Origin of the sequence: Sphaerisporangium sp. NBC_01403, from assembly GCF_045040145.1 — a bacterium.
Taxonomy (GTDB): domain Bacteria; phylum Actinomycetota; class Actinomycetes; order Streptosporangiales; family Streptosporangiaceae; genus Sphaerisporangium; species Sphaerisporangium viridialbum.
On record NZ_CP109534.1, the window covers coordinates 5,493,286 to 5,511,599 of the forward strand.

Annotated in this window: 13 protein-coding genes and 2 pseudogenes; 7 read left to right on the plus strand and 8 right to left on the minus strand. The window is 67.7% G+C overall.

Annotation, left to right across the window (positions count from 1 at the left end; genetic code table 11):
* Positions 1 to 70: 70 nt before the first annotated feature.
* Positions 71 to 277 (minus strand): hypothetical protein, encoded by a 207-nt coding sequence (locus OG589_RS24540; protein WP_405139898.1) that lies wholly within the window; start codon positions 275 to 277, stop codon positions 71 to 73.
* 256 nt (positions 278 to 533) lie between these two features.
* On the opposite strand from OG589_RS24540, the gene OG589_RS24545 reads away from it, so the two are divergent.
* Both OG589_RS24545 and OG589_RS24550 read left to right on the plus strand, forming a co-directional pair.
* The gene (locus OG589_RS24545; protein WP_405139899.1) at positions 534 to 992 is read left to right on the plus strand and encodes a hypothetical protein; all 459 of its coding nucleotides are present in this window, start codon (positions 534 to 536) and stop codon (positions 990 to 992) included.
* 114 nt (positions 993 to 1,106) lie between these two features.
* Positions 1,107 to 2,198 carry an ADP-ribosylglycohydrolase family protein gene (locus OG589_RS24550; RefSeq protein ID WP_405139901.1) on the plus strand — a complete coding sequence of 364 codons (1,092 nt, stop codon included), beginning with the start codon at positions 1,107 to 1,109 and terminating at the stop codon, positions 2,196 to 2,198.
* Between the two features lie 724 nt (positions 2,199 to 2,922).
* On the opposite strand, the gene OG589_RS24555 is transcribed toward OG589_RS24550, so the two are convergent.
* The 5 genes and pseudogenes from OG589_RS24555 to OG589_RS24575 form a co-directional block, all read right to left on the minus strand.
* Positions 2,923 to 3,189: a hypothetical protein gene (locus tag OG589_RS24555; protein WP_405139903.1), complete on the minus strand. Its 267-nt coding sequence runs from the start codon at positions 3,187 to 3,189 to the stop codon at positions 2,923 to 2,925.
* A gap of 43 nt (positions 3,190 to 3,232) precedes the next feature.
* Positions 3,233 to 4,462, minus strand: coding sequence for a hypothetical protein (locus OG589_RS24560; protein ID WP_405139905.1), 1,230 nt, complete (start codon positions 4,460 to 4,462; stop codon positions 3,233 to 3,235).
* Positions 4,396 to 6,549 (minus strand): BTAD domain-containing putative transcriptional regulator, encoded by a 2,154-nt coding sequence (locus OG589_RS24565; RefSeq protein ID WP_405139907.1) that lies wholly within the window; start codon positions 6,547 to 6,549, stop codon positions 4,396 to 4,398. The genes OG589_RS24560 and OG589_RS24565 overlap by 67 nt, the downstream gene beginning before the upstream one ends.
* A gap of 330 nt (positions 6,550 to 6,879) precedes the next feature.
* Positions 6,880 to 7,506, minus strand: a complete 627-nt coding sequence (locus OG589_RS24570; protein WP_405139909.1) for a hypothetical protein — start codon at positions 7,504 to 7,506, stop codon at positions 6,880 to 6,882.
* A gap of 250 nt (positions 7,507 to 7,756) precedes the next feature.
* A pseudogene (locus OG589_RS24575) lies at positions 7,757 to 8,041 on the minus strand (VOC family protein); the annotation flags it as partial.
* A 299-nt stretch (positions 8,042 to 8,340) separates the two neighbouring features.
* Between OG589_RS24575 and OG589_RS24580 the strand changes: the two are divergent.
* The 4 genes from OG589_RS24580 (at position 8,341) to OG589_RS24595 (ending at position 10,941) form a co-directional block, all read left to right on the plus strand.
* A complete protein-coding gene (locus OG589_RS24580; RefSeq protein WP_405139911.1) occupies positions 8,341 to 8,922 on the plus strand; it encodes an RICIN domain-containing protein in 582 nt (193 codons plus the stop codon).
* A 269-nt stretch (positions 8,923 to 9,191) separates the two neighbouring features.
* A complete protein-coding gene (locus OG589_RS24585; protein ID WP_405139913.1) occupies positions 9,192 to 9,521 on the plus strand; it encodes a hypothetical protein in 330 nt (109 codons plus the stop codon).
* Between the two features lie 387 nt (positions 9,522 to 9,908).
* Complete coding sequence (locus OG589_RS24590; protein WP_405139915.1) at positions 9,909 to 10,472, plus strand: hypothetical protein; 564 nt, start codon at positions 9,909 to 9,911, stop codon at positions 10,470 to 10,472.
* Between the two features lie 325 nt (positions 10,473 to 10,797).
* Positions 10,798 to 10,941, plus strand: coding sequence for a hypothetical protein (locus tag OG589_RS24595; RefSeq protein WP_405139917.1), 144 nt, complete (start codon positions 10,798 to 10,800; stop codon positions 10,939 to 10,941).
* Between the two features lie 243 nt (positions 10,942 to 11,184).
* Here OG589_RS24595 and OG589_RS24600 read toward each other — a convergent pair.
* Both OG589_RS24600 and OG589_RS24605 read right to left on the minus strand, forming a co-directional pair.
* Positions 11,185 to 12,257, minus strand: a pseudogene (locus OG589_RS24600) (ADP-ribosylglycohydrolase family protein).
* Between the two features lie 240 nt (positions 12,258 to 12,497).
* A complete protein-coding gene (locus OG589_RS24605; RefSeq protein WP_405139919.1) occupies positions 12,498 to 14,585 on the minus strand; it encodes a UvrD-helicase domain-containing protein in 2,088 nt (695 codons plus the stop codon).
* Positions 14,586 to 14,919: 334 nt separating this feature from the next.
* Between OG589_RS24605 and OG589_RS24610 the strand changes: the two genes are divergently transcribed.
* Positions 14,920 to 18,234 (plus strand): hypothetical protein, encoded by a 3,315-nt coding sequence (locus OG589_RS24610; RefSeq protein ID WP_405139921.1) that lies wholly within the window; start codon positions 14,920 to 14,922, stop codon positions 18,232 to 18,234.
* Positions 18,235 to 18,314 lie beyond the last annotated feature (80 nt).

Genomic DNA, 18,314 nt, shown 5'->3' on the forward strand with positions numbered 1-18,314 from the left:
CTGACATCACCAGGCGTTCCAAAGGGCGCCATGCCGTGGCGAGTAGGGGTGGACGTCGAAATCGTCCTCATCAGCTGCGTGGACCGGTGCCGGGCGCAGGCCCCCAAATTCCCTCCCCGACTGTCTCGCAGCCGGCCAGCGCCTGGGCGACCTTTCGCCGCCGGGGCTTGAACGCGGTCAGCACGTTGGCCGCACGCTGCCCCTTGATCGCCTCAATCCGGCTGAACTCGTCGATCGGTCCATTGCTAACCCAGCGCCGCCATCGCCGCAGCAGCAAGGGACAACAGCTCCTCCAGACGCACTCATCAGCATAGGTATTGTGCATTGAGTTCACATGTGATCTACTGTGCGCGGCCCACAAGACGCACCCCTTCGGGCGCGGGGACAGGTTTCCAGAGACAGCCCGATGTCGGGGGGAAGCGGTTCTTCGCTTCGAAGGTCAGGGTGGACCCGAAGGTCGGGCCCCTTGGATCGGGCGCCCCCGTTCACCGGCGATGTCGCCGTCGATCTCGCTCAGCTCAGTGGAGGAAATCATGGTCGGTCTCACCGTTACGCCGCTCCGGCTGGACGCCGGATTCGATGTGCATCTGCGCTGGGTGGAGATGACTCTCACCTACGGCGGCCTCATCGAAGGCGTACCCAGGCAGCGGATGAACGACGAGCTGTTCATCGGCCGCACGATGGAACAGACGCAAGATAAGTGGACGCAATACCCCGTCCATCTCATCCCACCGGCCAGAACCATTCCCGACGATCACCAACGCTTCGACCGGCACGGCCCCCACCCATATGGCCTTGTGGAGTACTTGCCACCCGTGCAGTGCATCGGGCTTTTCGAGGCCGGGATTCCCAACGCCGAGTCCTCGTGCCTGGTCGTGATCTGGTTCCAGGACCACAGCGACACGCTCATCCACCCCGAAGCCGCCGCCGAACTACGCCGTATCCCTTGGGACGATCTGGCCAGAGATTTCGGCTTCGACGCGCCCCTCTGAACGACAGAACCCGTGTTCCGTAGAAGCCCGTGAATCAGCAGAGATCAACCGCTACGTACATGGCGGCCGCTGCCGGTACGGTCAGAGTCAGCCGTGCGGAAGGAGATCACCATCATGCACGAGGCCGAGCACAGCGATGTGACGTTCGGGAGCAGGGTACGCGGCTGCCTGCTCGGTGGGGCGATCGGTGACGCGCTCGGCGCGCCCATCGAGTTCGACTCCATCGCCGACATCCGCCGCCGCCATGGTCGTGCCGGGCTGACCGACCTCACCCCCGACTGGCGCGGCAAGATCGGGCTGATCACCGACGACACCCAGATGTCCCTGTTCACCGTCGAGGGACTGATCCGCGCCAACGTGCGGGTACGGCAGCGGGGCTTCGGTTCCGAGGTCGACGTCGTGCGGCACGCGTACCTGCGCTGGCTGGACACCCAGCAGCACTCCGCACCACCACCCGCGGACGAACTGGTGCGCACCGGCTGGTTGCGGAGCGAGGCCTGGCTGTACTCGCGCCGCGCACCGGGCAACGCCTGCCTGTCCGGCCTGCGCCACGCGCTCGGCCCGATGGCCGCCCCCGGCGAACCCGGTGCGATCAATCCCGGCTCCAAGGGGTGCGGCACCGTCATGCGCTCGGCCCCGTTCGGTCTGGCGGTTCAGGAAGCGCGGACGGCTTTCCAACTCGCCGCTCAGTGCGCCCAGATCACTCACGGCCACCCCACCGGCTATCTCGCCGCCGGAGCCTTCGCCGCCATCGTCTTCTTCCTCATGCGAGGCCACACCACGGCTCAGGCGGTACGACAGACCCTTGACCTGCTCGCCGAACACCCGGCACACGACGAGACCACCTCAGCGCTTGAAACCGCGATAGCGCTGGCCACCAAGGGAAACCCGTCCCCAGAGGCCGTGGAGACCCTCGGAGGCGCCTGGGTGGCCGAGGAAGCACTCGCGATCGCCGCCTACAGTGCCCTGGTACACGAGCACGACGTCGAGCAGGCCCTGCTCCTGGCGGTGAACCACTCCGGCGACAGCGACTCAACCGGCGCCATCTGCGGCAACCTCCTGGGAGCCCTGCACGGCGAGACGGCCCTCCCCCAGCGGTGGCTGTCACAGTTGGAAGGCCGGGACACCATCACCGAACTCGCCGACGACTTCACGACCGAGTTCATCGGACACCACGTCTCCTTCGCCAAATACCCAGGATGCTGAGATCCCGTCCGATCGCCGCCACCGGGCACGCCGTCAGCACCCCGGGGAGCGTGACATCCTGTCCCGGTGTGATGGGACGCCAGTCGACGGCCGCGACCTCGACGCCCAGGTCGAGCTCGGCAGTGAGCGCCTGGCCACCAGCGGGGGCCTCGAAGCACAGCCACCCCTTGAAGGCGTCAGCACGCAGCAACTGCGCGAGCGTGTGGGCGACGTGTGCCTCCTGCTCCTTCGCGGCGACCTGTTCTGACGAACAGCCGCGGCCCGCGGCCGGTGGCGGGCCGAGCGGCCGTTTCAGCGGCGGGCATGTCGGCGGGCCTGGCGAGCTCGTGCGCGGTGCGCGCCAACCACACCGTGGTGAACACGCCGAGCGCGCTCACCACGAGCCCGGGTCGTCGAACAGCAGCCACTCGCTCCGGAAGGCGAGGCCGAGCACGGGAAGGCCAGCGGGGCGACAAGGGCGCATGTGGCACGCGGCGGTCACGGCGCGGCGAACCGGCTGGGTAACCCGCGGCCCCGCCGTGGACGAACCGGCCCTTTCCATGGCGGCCTGAAACACCCGGAACTCCCTGCACTCCGAGGAGCCTCGCCACGGGCTGCGGCGAGACGGAGAGCGCTTCGACGTCAGTCCTGGTCCGCGAACCAGGCGGTGTCAGGTCCGGACGCCGCCGTTACCGGGTCCCGACAGCTCGCAAGATGGTACGGCGGCGCTCGCCGATCCGCCTGCTCAGGTCAGGGTGAAGGTTCGATCCGCCGCACCGATTTCCGCCAGCAGCGCCGGGCGCTCGCCGGGCCGGGTGGTGACGGACGCCCCCAGTGCGGCCAACGCCAGCCGGATCGTCTCGGGCGCAGGATGAGTGATTCCCATCGACCTCAGCGACACGACCGGCAGCCCGACGGACGGATGGGCGGCGCTCCCCCAATCGATGAGGAACGGCAGCGGCCCGCTCCGATTCGGGGTGAGCCGCCAGGTGGACAGGGTGCCGTCCGGCATGCGTCGCGACGGGGGCCCGCCCCCTGTACGCCTGTGCCCGCCGTCAGGGCCGGACCGCGGCGAGTGCCTGGCCGGCCTGGTCCTGCCAGTGTGGTGAGCCGAGCCGCCTCGCGACGTCGGCGGCCGTGGCGTAGTGGTCCGCAGCCCGGGCGGGGTCGCCCAGGAACTCGGCCAGCCGCCCGAGGGTGAGGCCGGCCGGGCCGAGCGTCATCGAGACGGTCTGCAGGCCGATCATCTCTCCCTCGGCCGGCAGGAGCAGGCGGTAGCACTCCTCGGCCACCTCGCGGCACGCCAGGGCCATCGCGTTGCCCGCGCGGAGCGCCAGGTTGATCCGCAGGAAGATGTCCCGTCTCGGTGCGCGGTGCGCCGGCCAGGCGGACCGGGCGTCGTCCAGGCGCCCGGCGGCGACCAGCGCGCTGACGTAGAACTCGTCGATCGCCCCTGGCACGCGATGGTGCGTGGCGGCGAACTCGGCCACCGACTCGTGGGCCCGGCCGCACGCGAGGCGTGCCGCGAATCTGCTCATGCTGCCGTAGATGGCGGCGTTCGATCCTCCGGCCTCGCCCATCCGGTCGGCAAGCGCCGTGTAGGCCGCCTCGGCCTGCTCGAACTCGCCGTCCAGCAGGAGGCGGAGGGCGTCGAGGTGCGCGATGGCCACCAGGGCGAGGCCGAGCTGGCCGCTCGTGGAGTATTCCACCGCCCGTCCGGCGTGCCGCTGGGCCGAGGCCCAGTCATTGCGGCCGAGCGCGACATTGCACAGGGCGTAGTGCCCGAGCGTCTGGTAGCCGAGCAGGCCGCCGCGGGCGGAGACCGCCAGCAGCTCCTGCCCGAGTGCCTCCAGTTCGTCTGGGTGGCCGGGCACGAACGCCACCCAGTAGCGCGCGTTGAGCGCCAGGCACAGCAACCGGGGGTCGCCGGCGGCGCGGGCGATCTCGACGGCTTCGGCGCTCGCGCTCTCCGTGAGCTCGTCGTCATGGCCAACCGACTCCTGGGCCAGGGCGGCCAGCAGCCGGCACCGTAGCTCGCCCGTCGCGGCGGGCAGGCAGCTCCGGATCGCGTCCACCAGGTCGGCGTCCCCGGTGAGGTCGGTCTGCGAGATCCAGACCGCGGGCGCGTCGTTGGCCACCGCGGCGCGGGCGATCGCGGCGGGGTCGCCGAGCCTGCGGGCGACGGCCAGCGCCTGCCGGCGGTCGGTCGCCGCCCGCATCAGGTCGCCCGCGCTCGCCCGCGCGGAGACCAGACGGCACAGCAGATCCAGCCGGATGTCGTCCACGGGCTCGGTTCCGAGGTCGAGGCGTCAAGGGCGCCCTCCAGCAGGGTCACCGCCTCCCGGTGGGCGTAGACGCCGGACGCCTGGGCCGCCGCTCTTCCCGCGTACTCGGCGGCCGCACCTGCCGTGGCCGTCGTGGCGGCGGCCAGCGCGTGGTAGCCGAGCGCGCCGACGTCGCCCGGCCGCACCCGCTCCAGCGCGGCGAGGACGCGCGCGTGCAGCCGGGTGCGGCGCAGCCGGGAGATGTCCTCGTAGAGGGTCTCGCGGACCAGGACGTGCGTGAAGCGGACCCGGCCGGGGCTCGGCTCGGTGAGCAGCCCGGCGAGCACGCCTGCCTCCAGGCCCGCCAGCACGGTCTCCTCGTCGGCGTCCTGGACGGCCACCAGCACGTCGACGTCGGCGTCCCGGCCCATCACGGCGGAGTTGCGCAGGGTGGTCTGCGCCGTCGCCGGGAGGCGGGCGATCCGCCTGCGGATGAGATCGCGGACGCCGGGCGGCAGCGAGTGAGCCGCCGACGCTCCCTCGGTGGCGAGCAGCCGGGCGGTCTCGGCCACGAACAGGGGGTTGCCGCCGGTTCGTTCGGTGACCGTCCGGGTGGTGTCGGCGTCCACCTCCATGCCGGACCGTTCCAGCAGCAGGCGGTGGACGTCGTCCTCGCCGAGTCCCTGCAGGGTCACGTCCTCCGCGGCCTGGACGGCCAGGGCGGCCCTGGCCGCGACCAGGTCGTCGCTCGCTTCGGCGGGCCGATGCGTGAGGAGCACCAGCACCGGGATGTCCGCCAGCCTGGCAGCCAGGTGACGCAGCAGCTGGAGAGTCGCGTCATCGGCGCGGTGCACATCCTCGAGCACGAGCAGCAGCGGTCCCGGCGCGGTCTCCAGGTAGTCCCCCACGGCCTGGGCCAGCCAGAACTGGCCGACCTGGGGAGAGTCCGCCGTCAACAGGGGCCCGAGCCGTACTTCGAGCTCGCGGGACGGGGGCTGTACGACGAACAGGCTGCGGAGGACCTCGCGCCACGCCCACGCGGGTGGCACCCCGCCGAGGGTCTCCGGGCACCGGCCGACCGCGACCTGCCAGCCCTCGTCGCCGAGCTGCCGCAGCAGCGCGTCGGCCAGCGTGCTCTTGCCGGCGCCAGGATCTCCGCCGAGCCATGCCACCCGGAACCCGCGCTCGGCCTCCCCGGCGGCGGACGCCAGGCGGCCGAGCTCCACCGTACGGCCGATCATCTGAGACGGCGGCCCGGCCGGTGGCGCGGCCGGTGGCGCGGCCGGTGGCGCGGCCGGTGGCGCGGCCGGTGGCGCGGTGAGGCGGGCAGGAGCAGAGCCGGCCTCCGGCACGCCCAGGGCGTCGCTGTGCGTGAGGATGTCGACTTCGAGACCCCGCAAGGCGGGCCCGAGGTCCACTCCCAGCTCGTCGGCGAGCATGGCCCTGGTCGTGCGCAGCGCCGCCAGGGCCTCGGCCTGCCGCCCCGAGCGGTAGTAGGCGAGCGCGAGAAGCCGCACCGCGTTCTCGCGCAGCGGGTGGGCCGCGACATGCCGTTCCAGCTCGGGCACGATCTCCGCATGGCAGCCGAGCGCGAGTCCCGCTTCCGCGCGGTACTCGACCGCCATGGCCCTCAGCTCTGCCAGCCGGGACGCCTCGGGAGCCGCCCAGTCATCGTGGGCGAACTCGGCGAAGGCGGGGCCTCTCCAGAGCGACAGGGCGGTGTCGACCGTGTGCAGCGCCTTGGCCGGCTCTCCGTCGTTGAGGAAGGCCACCGCCGCGTTCATGAGCCGGGGGAACCGCCACGCGTCGACGGCGTCGGTGTCGAGCTGCAGCAGGTATCCGGGCGGGGCGCTCACCAGTACGGTGGCCGGGGTCCGCGGTGCCCGGTCCGGCTCAAGGACGCGGCGCAGGTTGGATACGTAGACCCGCAACGCGCCCAGAGCCTTCGGCGGGGGCCGACCCTGCCACAGATCGTCGAGGAACCGGTCCGTCGAGACCACGTGCCCGCCGGCGCACACCAGTCTCGCGATCACCGCCCGCTGGAGCGGGGCGCCCAGATCTACCGGACGCCCTGCCACCTCGGCCGAGAACTGCCCCAGAACCCGCAAGCGCACCATGTCCAGAGCAGCATGGGGTTCACTCCTCCCGTCGGCATATAGGAGGGTGAAAGCCGGCAACGCCGCGGGTGTCGCGCTTCTCCGCCGTCACAGCCGAGCAGCCGGACCGAGCCGGTCCGACCTCGAGTCGTCAGCGAGATCGGTCCTGCTCGTCCGGCTGGTCACCGGCGCCGCTCGACTCGGGTCATGCGCTTGAGCCGGCTCCGCTCGGGTCAGGCGCGCTGAGCCCGCCCCGCCGGCGGCGACGCCACCAGGCCGGCGCCCGGCGGGCTCCAGTTCCGACGAGAGTGGAACCCCGGCCGGGCGGGCGGCCAAGCCCGGCTACCTCGAGCACACCCAGTCAAACCTGATCCACTCGGTCACAGACGGGTGGGTGGTGATCGGATAACTGCTGTGGAACGTCAGTTCGATCTTCTGCGGGAATCCGATCGGGGTCACGTGCGGGACGCCGGCCACGGCTTCGAAGTCGGGCGTCACGTAGTAGAACACCTGCGTGTCGCCCTGAACGGCCGTACCCGTGTCGAAGTACGGGTAGCCCGACGGGCAGCTGATCGAGGTGTTGAGCGATTTCGTGTCGGTCGACCTCACCCAGGCGTTGTTCCACTTCGGGGACGTCGTCGCGGTCGTCGAGCAGCTGTAGACGGCCGTCACCGTCGCCTCCTCGGTGCCGGTGTTCGTCGCGGTCACCACCCAGCCGTCGCCGGTGGCGTCCCGCCGGATCTGCTTCGTCACCGCCACGCCGGTGCCGTACTCCGCGCGGAATCCGGTCCGCACGAGATAGGGGGCGCCCGCGGGGCACGTCTGGGTGGCCGTCACGGTCGCACCGGGGGAGACCTGGAAGGCGTGCCTCCACTGCGTGTCGGCGGCCGATGCGGACGGCGCGGTGCAGACCAGGCCGGCGACGGCGAGCGCCGCCGCTCCTGCGGCAGCCGATCTGGACAGCTTCATGGGATGTTCCTCCGTCGAAATGTTCCCGGACACGAGTCGTCCGGGGATGGTCGGGACCTGTGACCCGAGCAGCCGGGGATCCGCCCGAGCCATCCGGGTATCGGGCGTTTCCGCTGCTCTCTCGGTTCTCCAGAAGAGTGCCCGGCGGTACTTCGCAGCGGCTTGGCGGCGACTTAACGGACCCACCAGTCGGTGGCGGCGCTCCGGCCGGTTTCCGAATGGTGGACAGGCCCCGTAAGCCGGTCATGGCCGCAGGATCTCCCGGAGAGAACCCCGCCTCCCTCGCCTTCGCCACTCGCCTGTGGAGTTCACCTGGCTCGACTGCGAGAGCCCAGCCCACCGGTGCCGGCGCGGCCAGCTCGTCGATCCCGAAGGGACGGGCCCGACCGGAAGCCGGCTGGTCAGGATCGGGGCCGATGACCTCCAGATAAGCCCGCCCGCCGAGGCCGAGCAGAAAGTTGCGTGTGCCCAGTCCCGGATGCGGCCCGTCCTCGACCGGCCGCACACCGGCCAGCGCCGGGATCCGCGACACCGTCGCCGGTAGGTCCGACTCGCGTCAACGAGGTGGTCCAGAGCCGGATCGATCACCACATACTCTCCATGGCCGACGAACGACGGACTCGCGCTTGAGCCCGGACCCCTCTCTGCCCGAGTACGGCCGGACCGACGTGTGGAGCGGCATCGGCCTGCCGCCTTTTCTCGCTTGAGTAGGGGCCTACTCATGTGCCGCTCCGCGGTTCTCGGCGACCGTTGGCATTGCAGGCAGGCTCGCTAAGCCATATCAATCCGCCTGTCCGGGACGAACCGGGAACAGCGCGACACGAGGAGCATCACATGGACCGTTCCATCCGCCCCCTGCTCAGCATCGCCGCCGCCTTCGCCGTCGCCGCGCTGGGCGTGCCCGCCGCTGCCTCCCCCGCCAGCGCGGATACGGCCGCGCTCTCGAAAGCCGCGGCACGCACGCACCTCGGGCCGACCAACACGTTCATGCTCACGAACGTGCAAACCGGCAAGTGCCTGACCATCGCCGGCGGCGTGAGCACCGCCAACAACGTCACGGCCCTCCAGTTCACCTGCGACACCGACCCCTCCCGCCGCTGGAGGGTCACCGACGTCACCGGGACGGGCCTCTACCAGATCAGAAACGTCCAGACCGGCAAGTGCCTCACCATCGCAGGCGGAGTCAGCACCGCCAACAACGTCACGGCCCTCCAGTTCACCTGCGACACCGACCCCTCCCGCCGCTGGAGGGTCACCGACGTCACCGGGACGGGCCTCTACCAGATCAGAAACGTCCAGACCGGCAAGTGCCTCACCATCGCCGGCGGAGTCAGCACCGCCAACAACGTCGAGGCCCTCCAGTTCACCTGCGACACCCACCCCTCCCGCCGCTGGACACTCAGGCTCGTAGGCTGATCATCGATCAGGAGACGAAGTACCCGGCCGAAACGGGGGCGGTTCAGACGAGAGTTTCCCCCTGCCGTCCACGGCGGGCGAGGCGTCGACGCTCTCGCCTGGCCGTGGCACCACGATCCGCGCGTCGCGTGCCTTCGCCTCCCGCCACAGCGGGTCGGTGCACCCGCGGCGCGACCTCTGTTTCGGAATATGGCGCACGGCGGTTGGAGCGCCAGCGTGTTCCGGTAGCGCCCAGTAGCGATCTGAAGTAGTTCAGATAGCACGAAATCATGGCGACGAAGAGCTTTCCGTACAACGCCTTCTTGCGTGGGCCGTCCCAGGTGCTGCCCTCCCTCGATGACGCCGACATCGTGCTGGAGCGCAGGGACGACGAGAACCTCGTGCTCATGCGGGCCGCGCGTTTCGAAGCCGGCGCGGCCACGCTGCGCATCGCGGCCCGCTCGCGGGCGATCCTCGCCCGGCGTAACAGCGATCTCGCCGAGGAGCTTCCATGGACGACCTGGCTGCCGAGACCGAGCGGCACACCTGCGTGCGTGAGCTGCTTGGACACCTGCTGGCCGGGGCGGATACTAGCGAGCTGCCCTTCAGCCGGGCGTTGACCTCCTGGCGATCCACCGCTGTCGCCTGGAGCGACCCGCAAGTCGCGCGGGAGCTCCAGGGGCCCGTTCCCCGGCGATGGCGCAGAGGTTCCACGGCCTTTCGGCGAGTGGGCGTGGCCGGCCGGGGGACAGGATGTTCCCCGGCCTCAGCCGTGGGTCGTACGGTTCGCCGACCGCAGAGCAGCTCACCGGATGCCCTGCTCAGGATGGGTGAGGAACTGCGTCAGATTCCGCTGTACTCCTCGGCCGCAAGCGTCGGCTTCACGCCGCCCTCCTATGAAGTTGTGTGGCCAGCGCCCTGCTTTGTCCACGTATAACCCGAATACGTGTTCTAAATCCCCGTCGTTTTCGAGCTTCTTTGACATGTAGTGACGATAACCTTACTCGATGCTTACCGCGTACATCGACGAGAGCCTCCGTCGTCGCCCCGACGACTGCGGTATTTACGCCCTGGCAGCCGTCATCGTGGACTCCACCGACCACGACCACATCCGGGCAGTTCTGAGGTCTCTCCGCTTGGGCAAGAACGCCCGCCTGCATTGGAGAGAGGAATCCTCCGCACGGCAACTGGCGATCAGCAAGAGGCTCGTGGACATGCCGATACGCGGCGTCGTCGCAGTTCACCTCTACGGGAAAGAGACCCGAACCGAACGAGCGCGCCGAAGGTGTCTGCAGAGACTGCTGGTCGAACTGGATGGGATGGGAGTCTCGACAGTCATCGTCGAGAGTCGCTCTCCCGGCCAGGATCACCTGGACCTCTTGCTCCTCATGGCTGCCCGCAAAACGTACAGACTGTCGAAGAACATGACGGTCTCGTGGCAGTCCTCTTACGAAGAACCGCTTCTCTGGGCTGCCGACAGCATCGTAGGGGCCACCACTTGGTGGCTGGATGGACGCACAGACTGTTTCGATCTTCTGACCGAGCAGGTTCACGTGATCTGCCTCGACTGAGGGCAGACAGCGCGAAGGCCGGACGCCCGATTCCATCGGGAGGCCCGGCCTCACTTCCAACACCCACCGGGGGCGCGGCACTCCCTAGTGTGCCTTACGGAAGGTGACGAGGCAAGCGCAGAGGAGAACTCAAGGGGGCACGGCCATGGCTCCTCAAGCAGATCCGTACCGGCGACCCCTTCGCCTGCCAGATCCCCGAGGGACTCTAAGCGCACTCCAGCCCCGCCCACCGGTTCCCCGCTCAACCGCGACACGGCCGGCCGATCCGTTTCACCCGCCTGCCGAGACGTCTCCCGGGTACGTCTCCCGGGTACGGCTCCCGCCCATGTGGGCCATCGCCGCTTCATCTGGCTACCAGAGTGAAGCGAGCGTCCGACATGAGGCGATCAGCATCAGCAATGAGGGCGGCTACAACAAGGGCCTTCAACTCGCCGCTCAAGTCATCTCCGACCTCGATCCGATCGCATGATGCTCGGCACCGTCCCGGTCGACAAACGCGCCGCCCTCCCCTCCTGTTGACGCCACAAGACCACCGACGAGCATGGGCGGCTGCTTAGGCAACTCCCTAGGACGCGTTATACCTCGAAAGCGAGTCCGGCGGACTGCGACCAGTTCGGCAGGCTCCCTAGCCGACATTTCCGATCTGCACCTGGACAGGAGATTTCGCCATGACAGACTTTTTCGCTGATGTCGAGCCGCTCTACTGGCACGGTCAGGCGGAGGGGTAGCGAGCTGCTCGCTCGGCGGGAAGTCCGCTGGTGAACGCGGCGGTGAAGTCGTCCGCGATGGTCGCGATGGTGTCCCGGCCCTCCACAGCGTCGCTCCAGTCGGAGGGCAGGGCTTCGACTACGTGCCATGTGCCAAGCAGGTTGCCGCAGATCGCGCCCGTGGAGTCGGAGTCGCCAGAATGGTTAACAGCAAGCAGCAACGCCTGCCGGGGGTCGGGCTCGGCCAGCGCGCAGTAGATCGCGATGGCCAGCGACTCTTCGGCGATCCACCCTTGCCCGATTGACTCCACAGCCATGGCGCTGGCACTCAATCGGCCAGCGCGATGGATTGCGACACGCAGCGCGCCAGTCGTCTCCTCATGTGCCGGATAGCGAGCCAGCCGTTCCATCGCGTGCTGCACAGCTTGTTCCAGGGATTCGCCAGCCACCAACCGGTGGACGATCAACGCGAGAGCCCCTGCGGAGAGAGCTGCTGTCGGATGTCCGTGGGTGAGGTAGGCACAACGCGTGGCCGGTTCAAACGGTCGTAGGGCAGCAGGCCGAAGAGGGCCGATCGCATGACCGTTCCGCAACCTTTGGACCCCGGGTTGATAATTCCGATAGCGCCTGGCGCCGGTAGTTCCAGGCTCCCTCGCCCCGATTGCAGGCCCGACAGGCAGGCACTCCCCGGCGCAGGCCGCGCGTACAGCCAGGCTTGCTCCCGCAGCCATCCTGTGCGCGGCCCCTCATCGGAGAGCATGGGGCGCCTGACCTGCTGGGTGTCGAACCAGCGGTCGTAGGCGTCACGGACTGAGGTGACCAGGTTTGCACACTGCAGGTGGGACCGTATCAGCCCTTCGGCAGTGAACAGCGTCATCTGCGTGTCATTCGTGATCTTGCTGGATAGCAAATCCTGGATCCCGTCCGAACCGTACGCGGAGCGGATCTCGGGCAGGGACATGAACTCCACCGCACTACCCAGGGCGTCCCCGATCGCACCGCCGAACAGGCATCCCCGAACACGCGAGTCGTACGGCAGGGCGAGATCGCACCACTTATGCATCGGATCAATCGTCATGGCGCGTTCTCCGTTCGGTCGGGTCAATGCAGCGCCTGCCGCAGCGGCGCTCCGCCGGTCGTGCGCTGGACCCTTCAGCGCGACCGTCACGTCCTGGCAGAGCTTCGAGCCATGCAGCAGGAGGTCCTTGAGCGGGGACCTCTTGGGGACTTCGAGGAGCAGGATGCCGTCTAAGGTCTGCTTGATGCACGTACGGCCACCACCGGTCGCTTTGCGCTCTTCCGAGATGAGTTAGGCAACCTACAGGACCGAAGATAGAAAAGTGCTAGGCATGCCGTGCCAGGAGACGTAGAGCTGTTCGCGGGCCCGGGTACAGGCGACGAACACGACACACCGCTCACGCTGGAGGTCATAGGCGTGCGCCCGCTCATCCTCCGCCGCAGGCGTCACGGCCGTTGCCGGCGGCACCTGGTTCTCGCCTACCCCGATCACGGCGATGCAGCGGAACTCCAGCCCCTTCATCCCGTGCATGGTCCCGACCTGTACTCGATTCCCCGGGCCTGGCTGTGCGAGTACTCTCACCGCTATCCCCTGCCGTTCCAGAAGATCCCTCGCGTTGCTGCCGAGCATGTCCGACCTGGCCGCGACACCGATCTCTCCCGGTTCCACACCGGCGTCGAGCCATGCTTGTACCTGCCGAGCCAGCCCTTCCAACTCGTCGAACCTGCTGGTGAAACCTCGCAGGATCGGCACTTTGCCGTGAACCTGTGACCGGTAACCCGCGATGCTCTCGACGCCATCGTTCATGTCGTCGATCAGCCCGTCCGTGAGCATCCCTAGGCCCCAGGCGAGGATCTCCGCCGTAGTCCGATAGTTGAGGGAGAGCCGCGCCGATCGCCCGCCGATATCGATGCCGACTTCACGCAGGGATGGGCGGTACTTGTAGATTCGCTGATGCGTGTCGCCCGCGATGAACAGGTCATTTACGCCCTCAGCCACTGCGGTCCGCACCAGACGCCACTGCATGGGGCTGAAGTCCTGCGCCTCGTCGACGATCACATGCCCGTAGGGCTTGTCCGCGGTCTCGTTCAGGATCCTGGTTGCCTCGATGCAAATCGTCTCGTGGGTCCACTGGCCGTACAGGCGGAGTTCCTGCTCGAACTCCCAGATCACCTCCCACAGGCGCGCCTTCTCGCGCGGGCCGAGCCTGCGTCCCCGACCGGCCCGCTTGGCCGCCAGGTAGGCTCCGGCGCTGGTCGCCTGCTGGGCGAGTACGACCTGTCGCCACTCCTCGGCGAGGAACGCCACGGTGTAAGGCGCCTTCCTGCGCTTGGCGACGCGCTGCCACACCGCCGCCTCCTCGTCCTTGCGGAGGATCGCGGGTCTCCCATGCCTTTCCTGAAACACTTGGTAGGCGAGCTGGTCGATGTGGTGGACGTCGACCCGTAGGAGCTCGTCTTCCGACGCGAGGAGGGAGGACAGGTCCCGCCTCAAGGCGGAGGCCAGCGTAGACGTGAACGTTGTCAGGAGCACCTGTCCCTGGGACTGGAGAGCAAGGTGTCGGGCACGATGCAGAGCGGCCACGGTCTTACCCGTTCCTGGTCCGCCCGTGATCCGCGCCGACCCGCGGAATTCGGCGTGCGCCATCTGGTACTGCACTGGGTGCAGGTAGATCCGCCACAGTGCGAACGATTCCCGGAAAACGTGCATCAGGTCGGCGGGGCCGGTCACCAGCAGGACGCGCTCCGGAGTACGCTGCACCGCCGCAGCGACGTCTTCAGTGTCGTACGGCTCGCGCTCCGCGGTTCCACCGATGTCAGTCCAGACCTCTTCCGGGGTCATCCCTGCGGCAAGGCCGAAGAGCGTCTCCCATTGGGTGGCGGGCAGGAATGCCTTAGCCGCCTCCAGTTGCTCGACTCGGGTGAGTTCTCGCGCGAATGCACGGGTCTGCTCGTCCACGCCAAGATCGGCTAGAACCGAGTCGCTGACATGCTCGAGAAGCCGCTGAGGCGTCTCCTGTGCTTCCCGCGACAACTCCGGGATAGCCGCTTCGATGGCTTCGGAGTCGCGGATCTCGATGTGGCCGTTCGCGACGTTGACCGAGATGCGGTGCCGTTCCGCCCATCGGTAGGCGTCATCATGCGGAAGGACCTTGAGGAGCGTGTAGGTGCTGCCGCTCTCGGGTGCGAGCACGACGCCTCGCCAGAACTGGTCGATCCTGATCGTCCGGATCCGGTCATCCCGTCCGTTGTTCAGTTTCTCCAGATGCAGCCCGGCGTGGGTTGCCTGTTCGAACTTAGCGAACACATCGGCAACGCGGGATCTGACCGGACCGTCCAGCCGGAACGCCTCCTTGAGGCAATCCATGTCGATGCCGAGCTTGGCCACCTACGACTCCTGTCTGGGTTGCGGCGCATGTCTTCCAGCGCCGGCCAATTGAGGTCTGCTGCGTTCACCGTTGCGTCGCTCCACATCTTCGTATCTCAGACGCGCTCGGTCAGTCGCTGCCGACCCTAGGGTATCCACCTCAGCGAGAAAAGGGTTGTGAATAGAATCAACCAATGATTTACTTGTAGCGAGCGCCCGGCTCAACGACGAGCGACTCAGCCAGCCAGTATGAGGAGCTACACGAGTAACGATCGGCGTAGCTCGCGCGGTTAACCCTTTGCGCAGTAATGCTCGTCCATCGTTCCCTGGCCCCTGACAGACACGGTGTACATCAATGTCACAGACCGGTAACTTCAGCATCTCCACGCAGGCTCAGCCTTCCGAGTTCCTCGACCTGCTCGAAACCGACTGGCGGCCCCGGCTTCGAGGGGTTTCGCTCGTCACAGAGATTGAAGTCAGCAGTGAGACGCTCGCCGCAGCCGCGCAAATGCTGGGCGTGTTGTACCGCCGCAAGGTCTTCCAGGGGAAGTTCCAGACCATGTTCGACCGCTGGCCCGGGTGCGTGGCGGTCACCATGTCCGGCGTGGCGGCGACGGCATACCGCCAGGGCACCTTCTGGCCCTACTGGTGGGAGGCATGCGGCTACCTGGATGGCACCTCTCAGGATCAGGCAACCTGGGGTCAGGGCTTCATCCGTGCTCTGAAGACCTTCGACCTGCCGACATTTCCCGAAATGCCATGGAAGTACCTCGGCCCGATCGTGATGCACTCAGGGATTCCGACCTTCTGCCTGGAAGACTTCTTCCGGCTCCTCCTCCAGCGCCGCGCCCAAGACCCCGCGCTGGACGCGGAGGCTCTCCTCACGTGGTCCGTCGGCCGTCAACACCGGCTCAACACCTTGGACGAACCCGCCCAGCGATTCATTCGCTACGGCACCGACTACGCCGTCGACGTCCTCGACCGCTGTCTCGACCTGATGGAACGGCTCCGTGCCTCCGACCCCGACCTGGACGGACTCGGCCTGCCCACCCGCTTCATCGCGGAGGCGCAGGAACTCGCGGCCAACGGCAGACTAGAGCTGAATCACGGTGAACTCAGCGAGGTACGACGCAGCCGTACTGAACGACCACGTCTCAGCCTCGATCCGTTCGGCCAGGGTGTCCTGATCACGCTTCCGCCTGTCGGCGACACTCCTGATGGAATGGCGCGCTGGAACGTTACAGTCGACGGGCTGCAGACCATCGTCCGCAGCAGATCGCTCTGGGTTGGCGCGGCCGAGGGCGCGCCCAGCACGACCTTCGCCGTGGCCCAGCCCGCGCGAACAGCTCACGTTTCGCTGTACGGTTCCAGCCACGAAGTCGAACTGGAGATCGTCGACCCAGCCGACCCGCTCCTGGTCTTCACCGAGACCGGCAGGCACCTCCCCCGTCACCTGGCCCTTCCTCCAGACACCGTATGGGTGCTTCACCCGAAAGACCGTCGTCTGGTCCACAACGTCGCACCGCACGAGGTGATCGAAAGCCCATTGCCCATCGGATGGGACGGCTGGCGGCTGGTGCAGCTGTCGTTGGAGGGCGTCGCCTGGCTCGGTCTGGACGGCGACGACTCCCGACGTCTTGTCCGGGGACACAGCAAGCCGCGCATCGTCACCGGCGAGCCGACCCCTGGCGTTACCACGCCATACGGCTCCGCCGTGTTTTCGGAGCCCCCGTCCATCTGGCTCCCCGCAGAGAGGGAGACCACCTGGCTGGTCGACATCCGCCCGTCCAGCGGGGGCCCCAGTGTCTTCACGGGATCCTTTACGGTCAGCGAGCCGACCATGATCTCTGACGAGCTGTGGGCAGCGCTCCCCCGGCCGATTCTCGGAGCCTTTCAGGTAACGGTACGAGGCCCCATCGGCCGCAACGCGCGCCGCTCAGTCGTGATCGCAGAGAGCCTTGCCGCCCGGTGCACCCCGCAGATCCGTCTGTTCAATCACGCGGGACTGGCGCCCGGTCAGGCGACAGTGACAGCCGGTTCCGGTATGCGGGTGGAGCCGACCATGCTCACATTCACGTCTCACGAGCTCGAACATGTCATCACCTGTAGCACCGACCACGAGACCGAACCGTTCATCGTTGCCCCGCCTCACATGAGGGTGCTGGTGGAGGAGACTGAGCAGAGCCCCCGCTGGCATGCCGGTCCGCTCCGCCTGGTGACCGAGAACGTGGAGAACATCGGGTCCCTGTGCATCGAGGTTCCCAGCGTCGACAAGCTTTCTCCGATCGAGGTCCTGGTCGGCGGCAGGTCGGTGCAGGAGGTGGCCTCGTCAGGCCGAGGCCGATATCACCTCAACCGTGCCGCTACCACCCTGAAGGCGCACCACAGTGCCGACCTCATCCTGCCGTTCCTTGGCCGCGCGGTACCCGTCGCCAGTGTGCGGCCAGCCAAGCTCGCTTCGGCGGTGACCTATCACGAAGAACACTTGGTGCTGGAGGACGGGGTCTGGGTCGACGGTTTGACCGCCGGGATCTACCTGACGACCGCACCCTGGCGGGAACCTGAGATCATTCCTGTCGAGAAGGACTGCTCGATCCCTCTTCCCCAGCACTTGATCAACGCGGGACGGATGCATGTACGACTCGCCGTACAAGACCCTTGGCTCTGGGACGAATGGCCGCGCTGGCCACACCCCCGTGAGATCTTCACCTGCGACGCTCCGGGCCGGTACAGCGGAGACGACGAGGAAACCGCCATCTCCGGCTACCTCGCAGGAATGAACCAACTCCCATCGCAGATCTCCCAGCTGGAACGACTCTGGACGATCATCGATCTGGCCAACCGTATCGACTACCCGTCCGCGAAACGACGCATCAACGAGACCTCGGCCATCCTTCGGCAGCACTCCCACGCGATCCGCGTACTCAGCGAGGCTGCGTTGCCACCCGATCGGACCATCGTCGCCCTGATCACGACGGGTCTCGCCGCGGCACCCGTCCATGGCTTCCGGGAGTCCGACTACGACCTGTGGCGGCAGTATCCGGCGATCGCGGCGCTACTCACCAGCCCAGCCCTTCCCGGCGAGGCGACCGAGGACTCCGATCTGCTGGCGAACATCGAAGCCCAGTGCGGCAAGACAGCCGTCCGGCTGCTTCGCGGTGAGGTGGATCCGCACGCTGAGGCCGGCAGGTTCGACCATAACGCTGAATGGATGGCCCAGCAGAGCCCGGAGCAACTCGAGGCCATGTGGAGGGCGGCCCACGTCGTGCCCGCTGCCCTGCTCGACGAGGACACCCGGGTCGAAGCCGCGCGACAGCTGTTCAGCAAGCGCACCAGCTATGACGCCCGCGACGTGGCCGATCAGTCCAACCGTGTGATTCGTGAGTCCGTGAGCATCAAACTCACCGAGTACCGCGGGTTGGAAAAGTGCGTCGAGGCCCGCTGTCACCCTCAGCGCCGTGACGGATGGCTGGCGCTCCCCGCAGTGTCCATAGCGTTCGCCCTGATCGCACGGATCGCCGCACGAGGTCACGGGGGCTGTCAATTCCTGGAGAGAGAGTTCCGCCCGTTGTGGCGCTCGATAGCGAAGATCTCCCCAGAGTTGACCACGATCGACCTCGTGCTCGCGGAACTTCTCGTTGCTGGACGTACCGGCAAGCCTGACAAATAGGGCGCGGTTCTGCTACTTACATAGATCGAGTCGGTGGTCGTCCCACGCTCACAAACGCCGTTCGCACTAAATAAATGAGG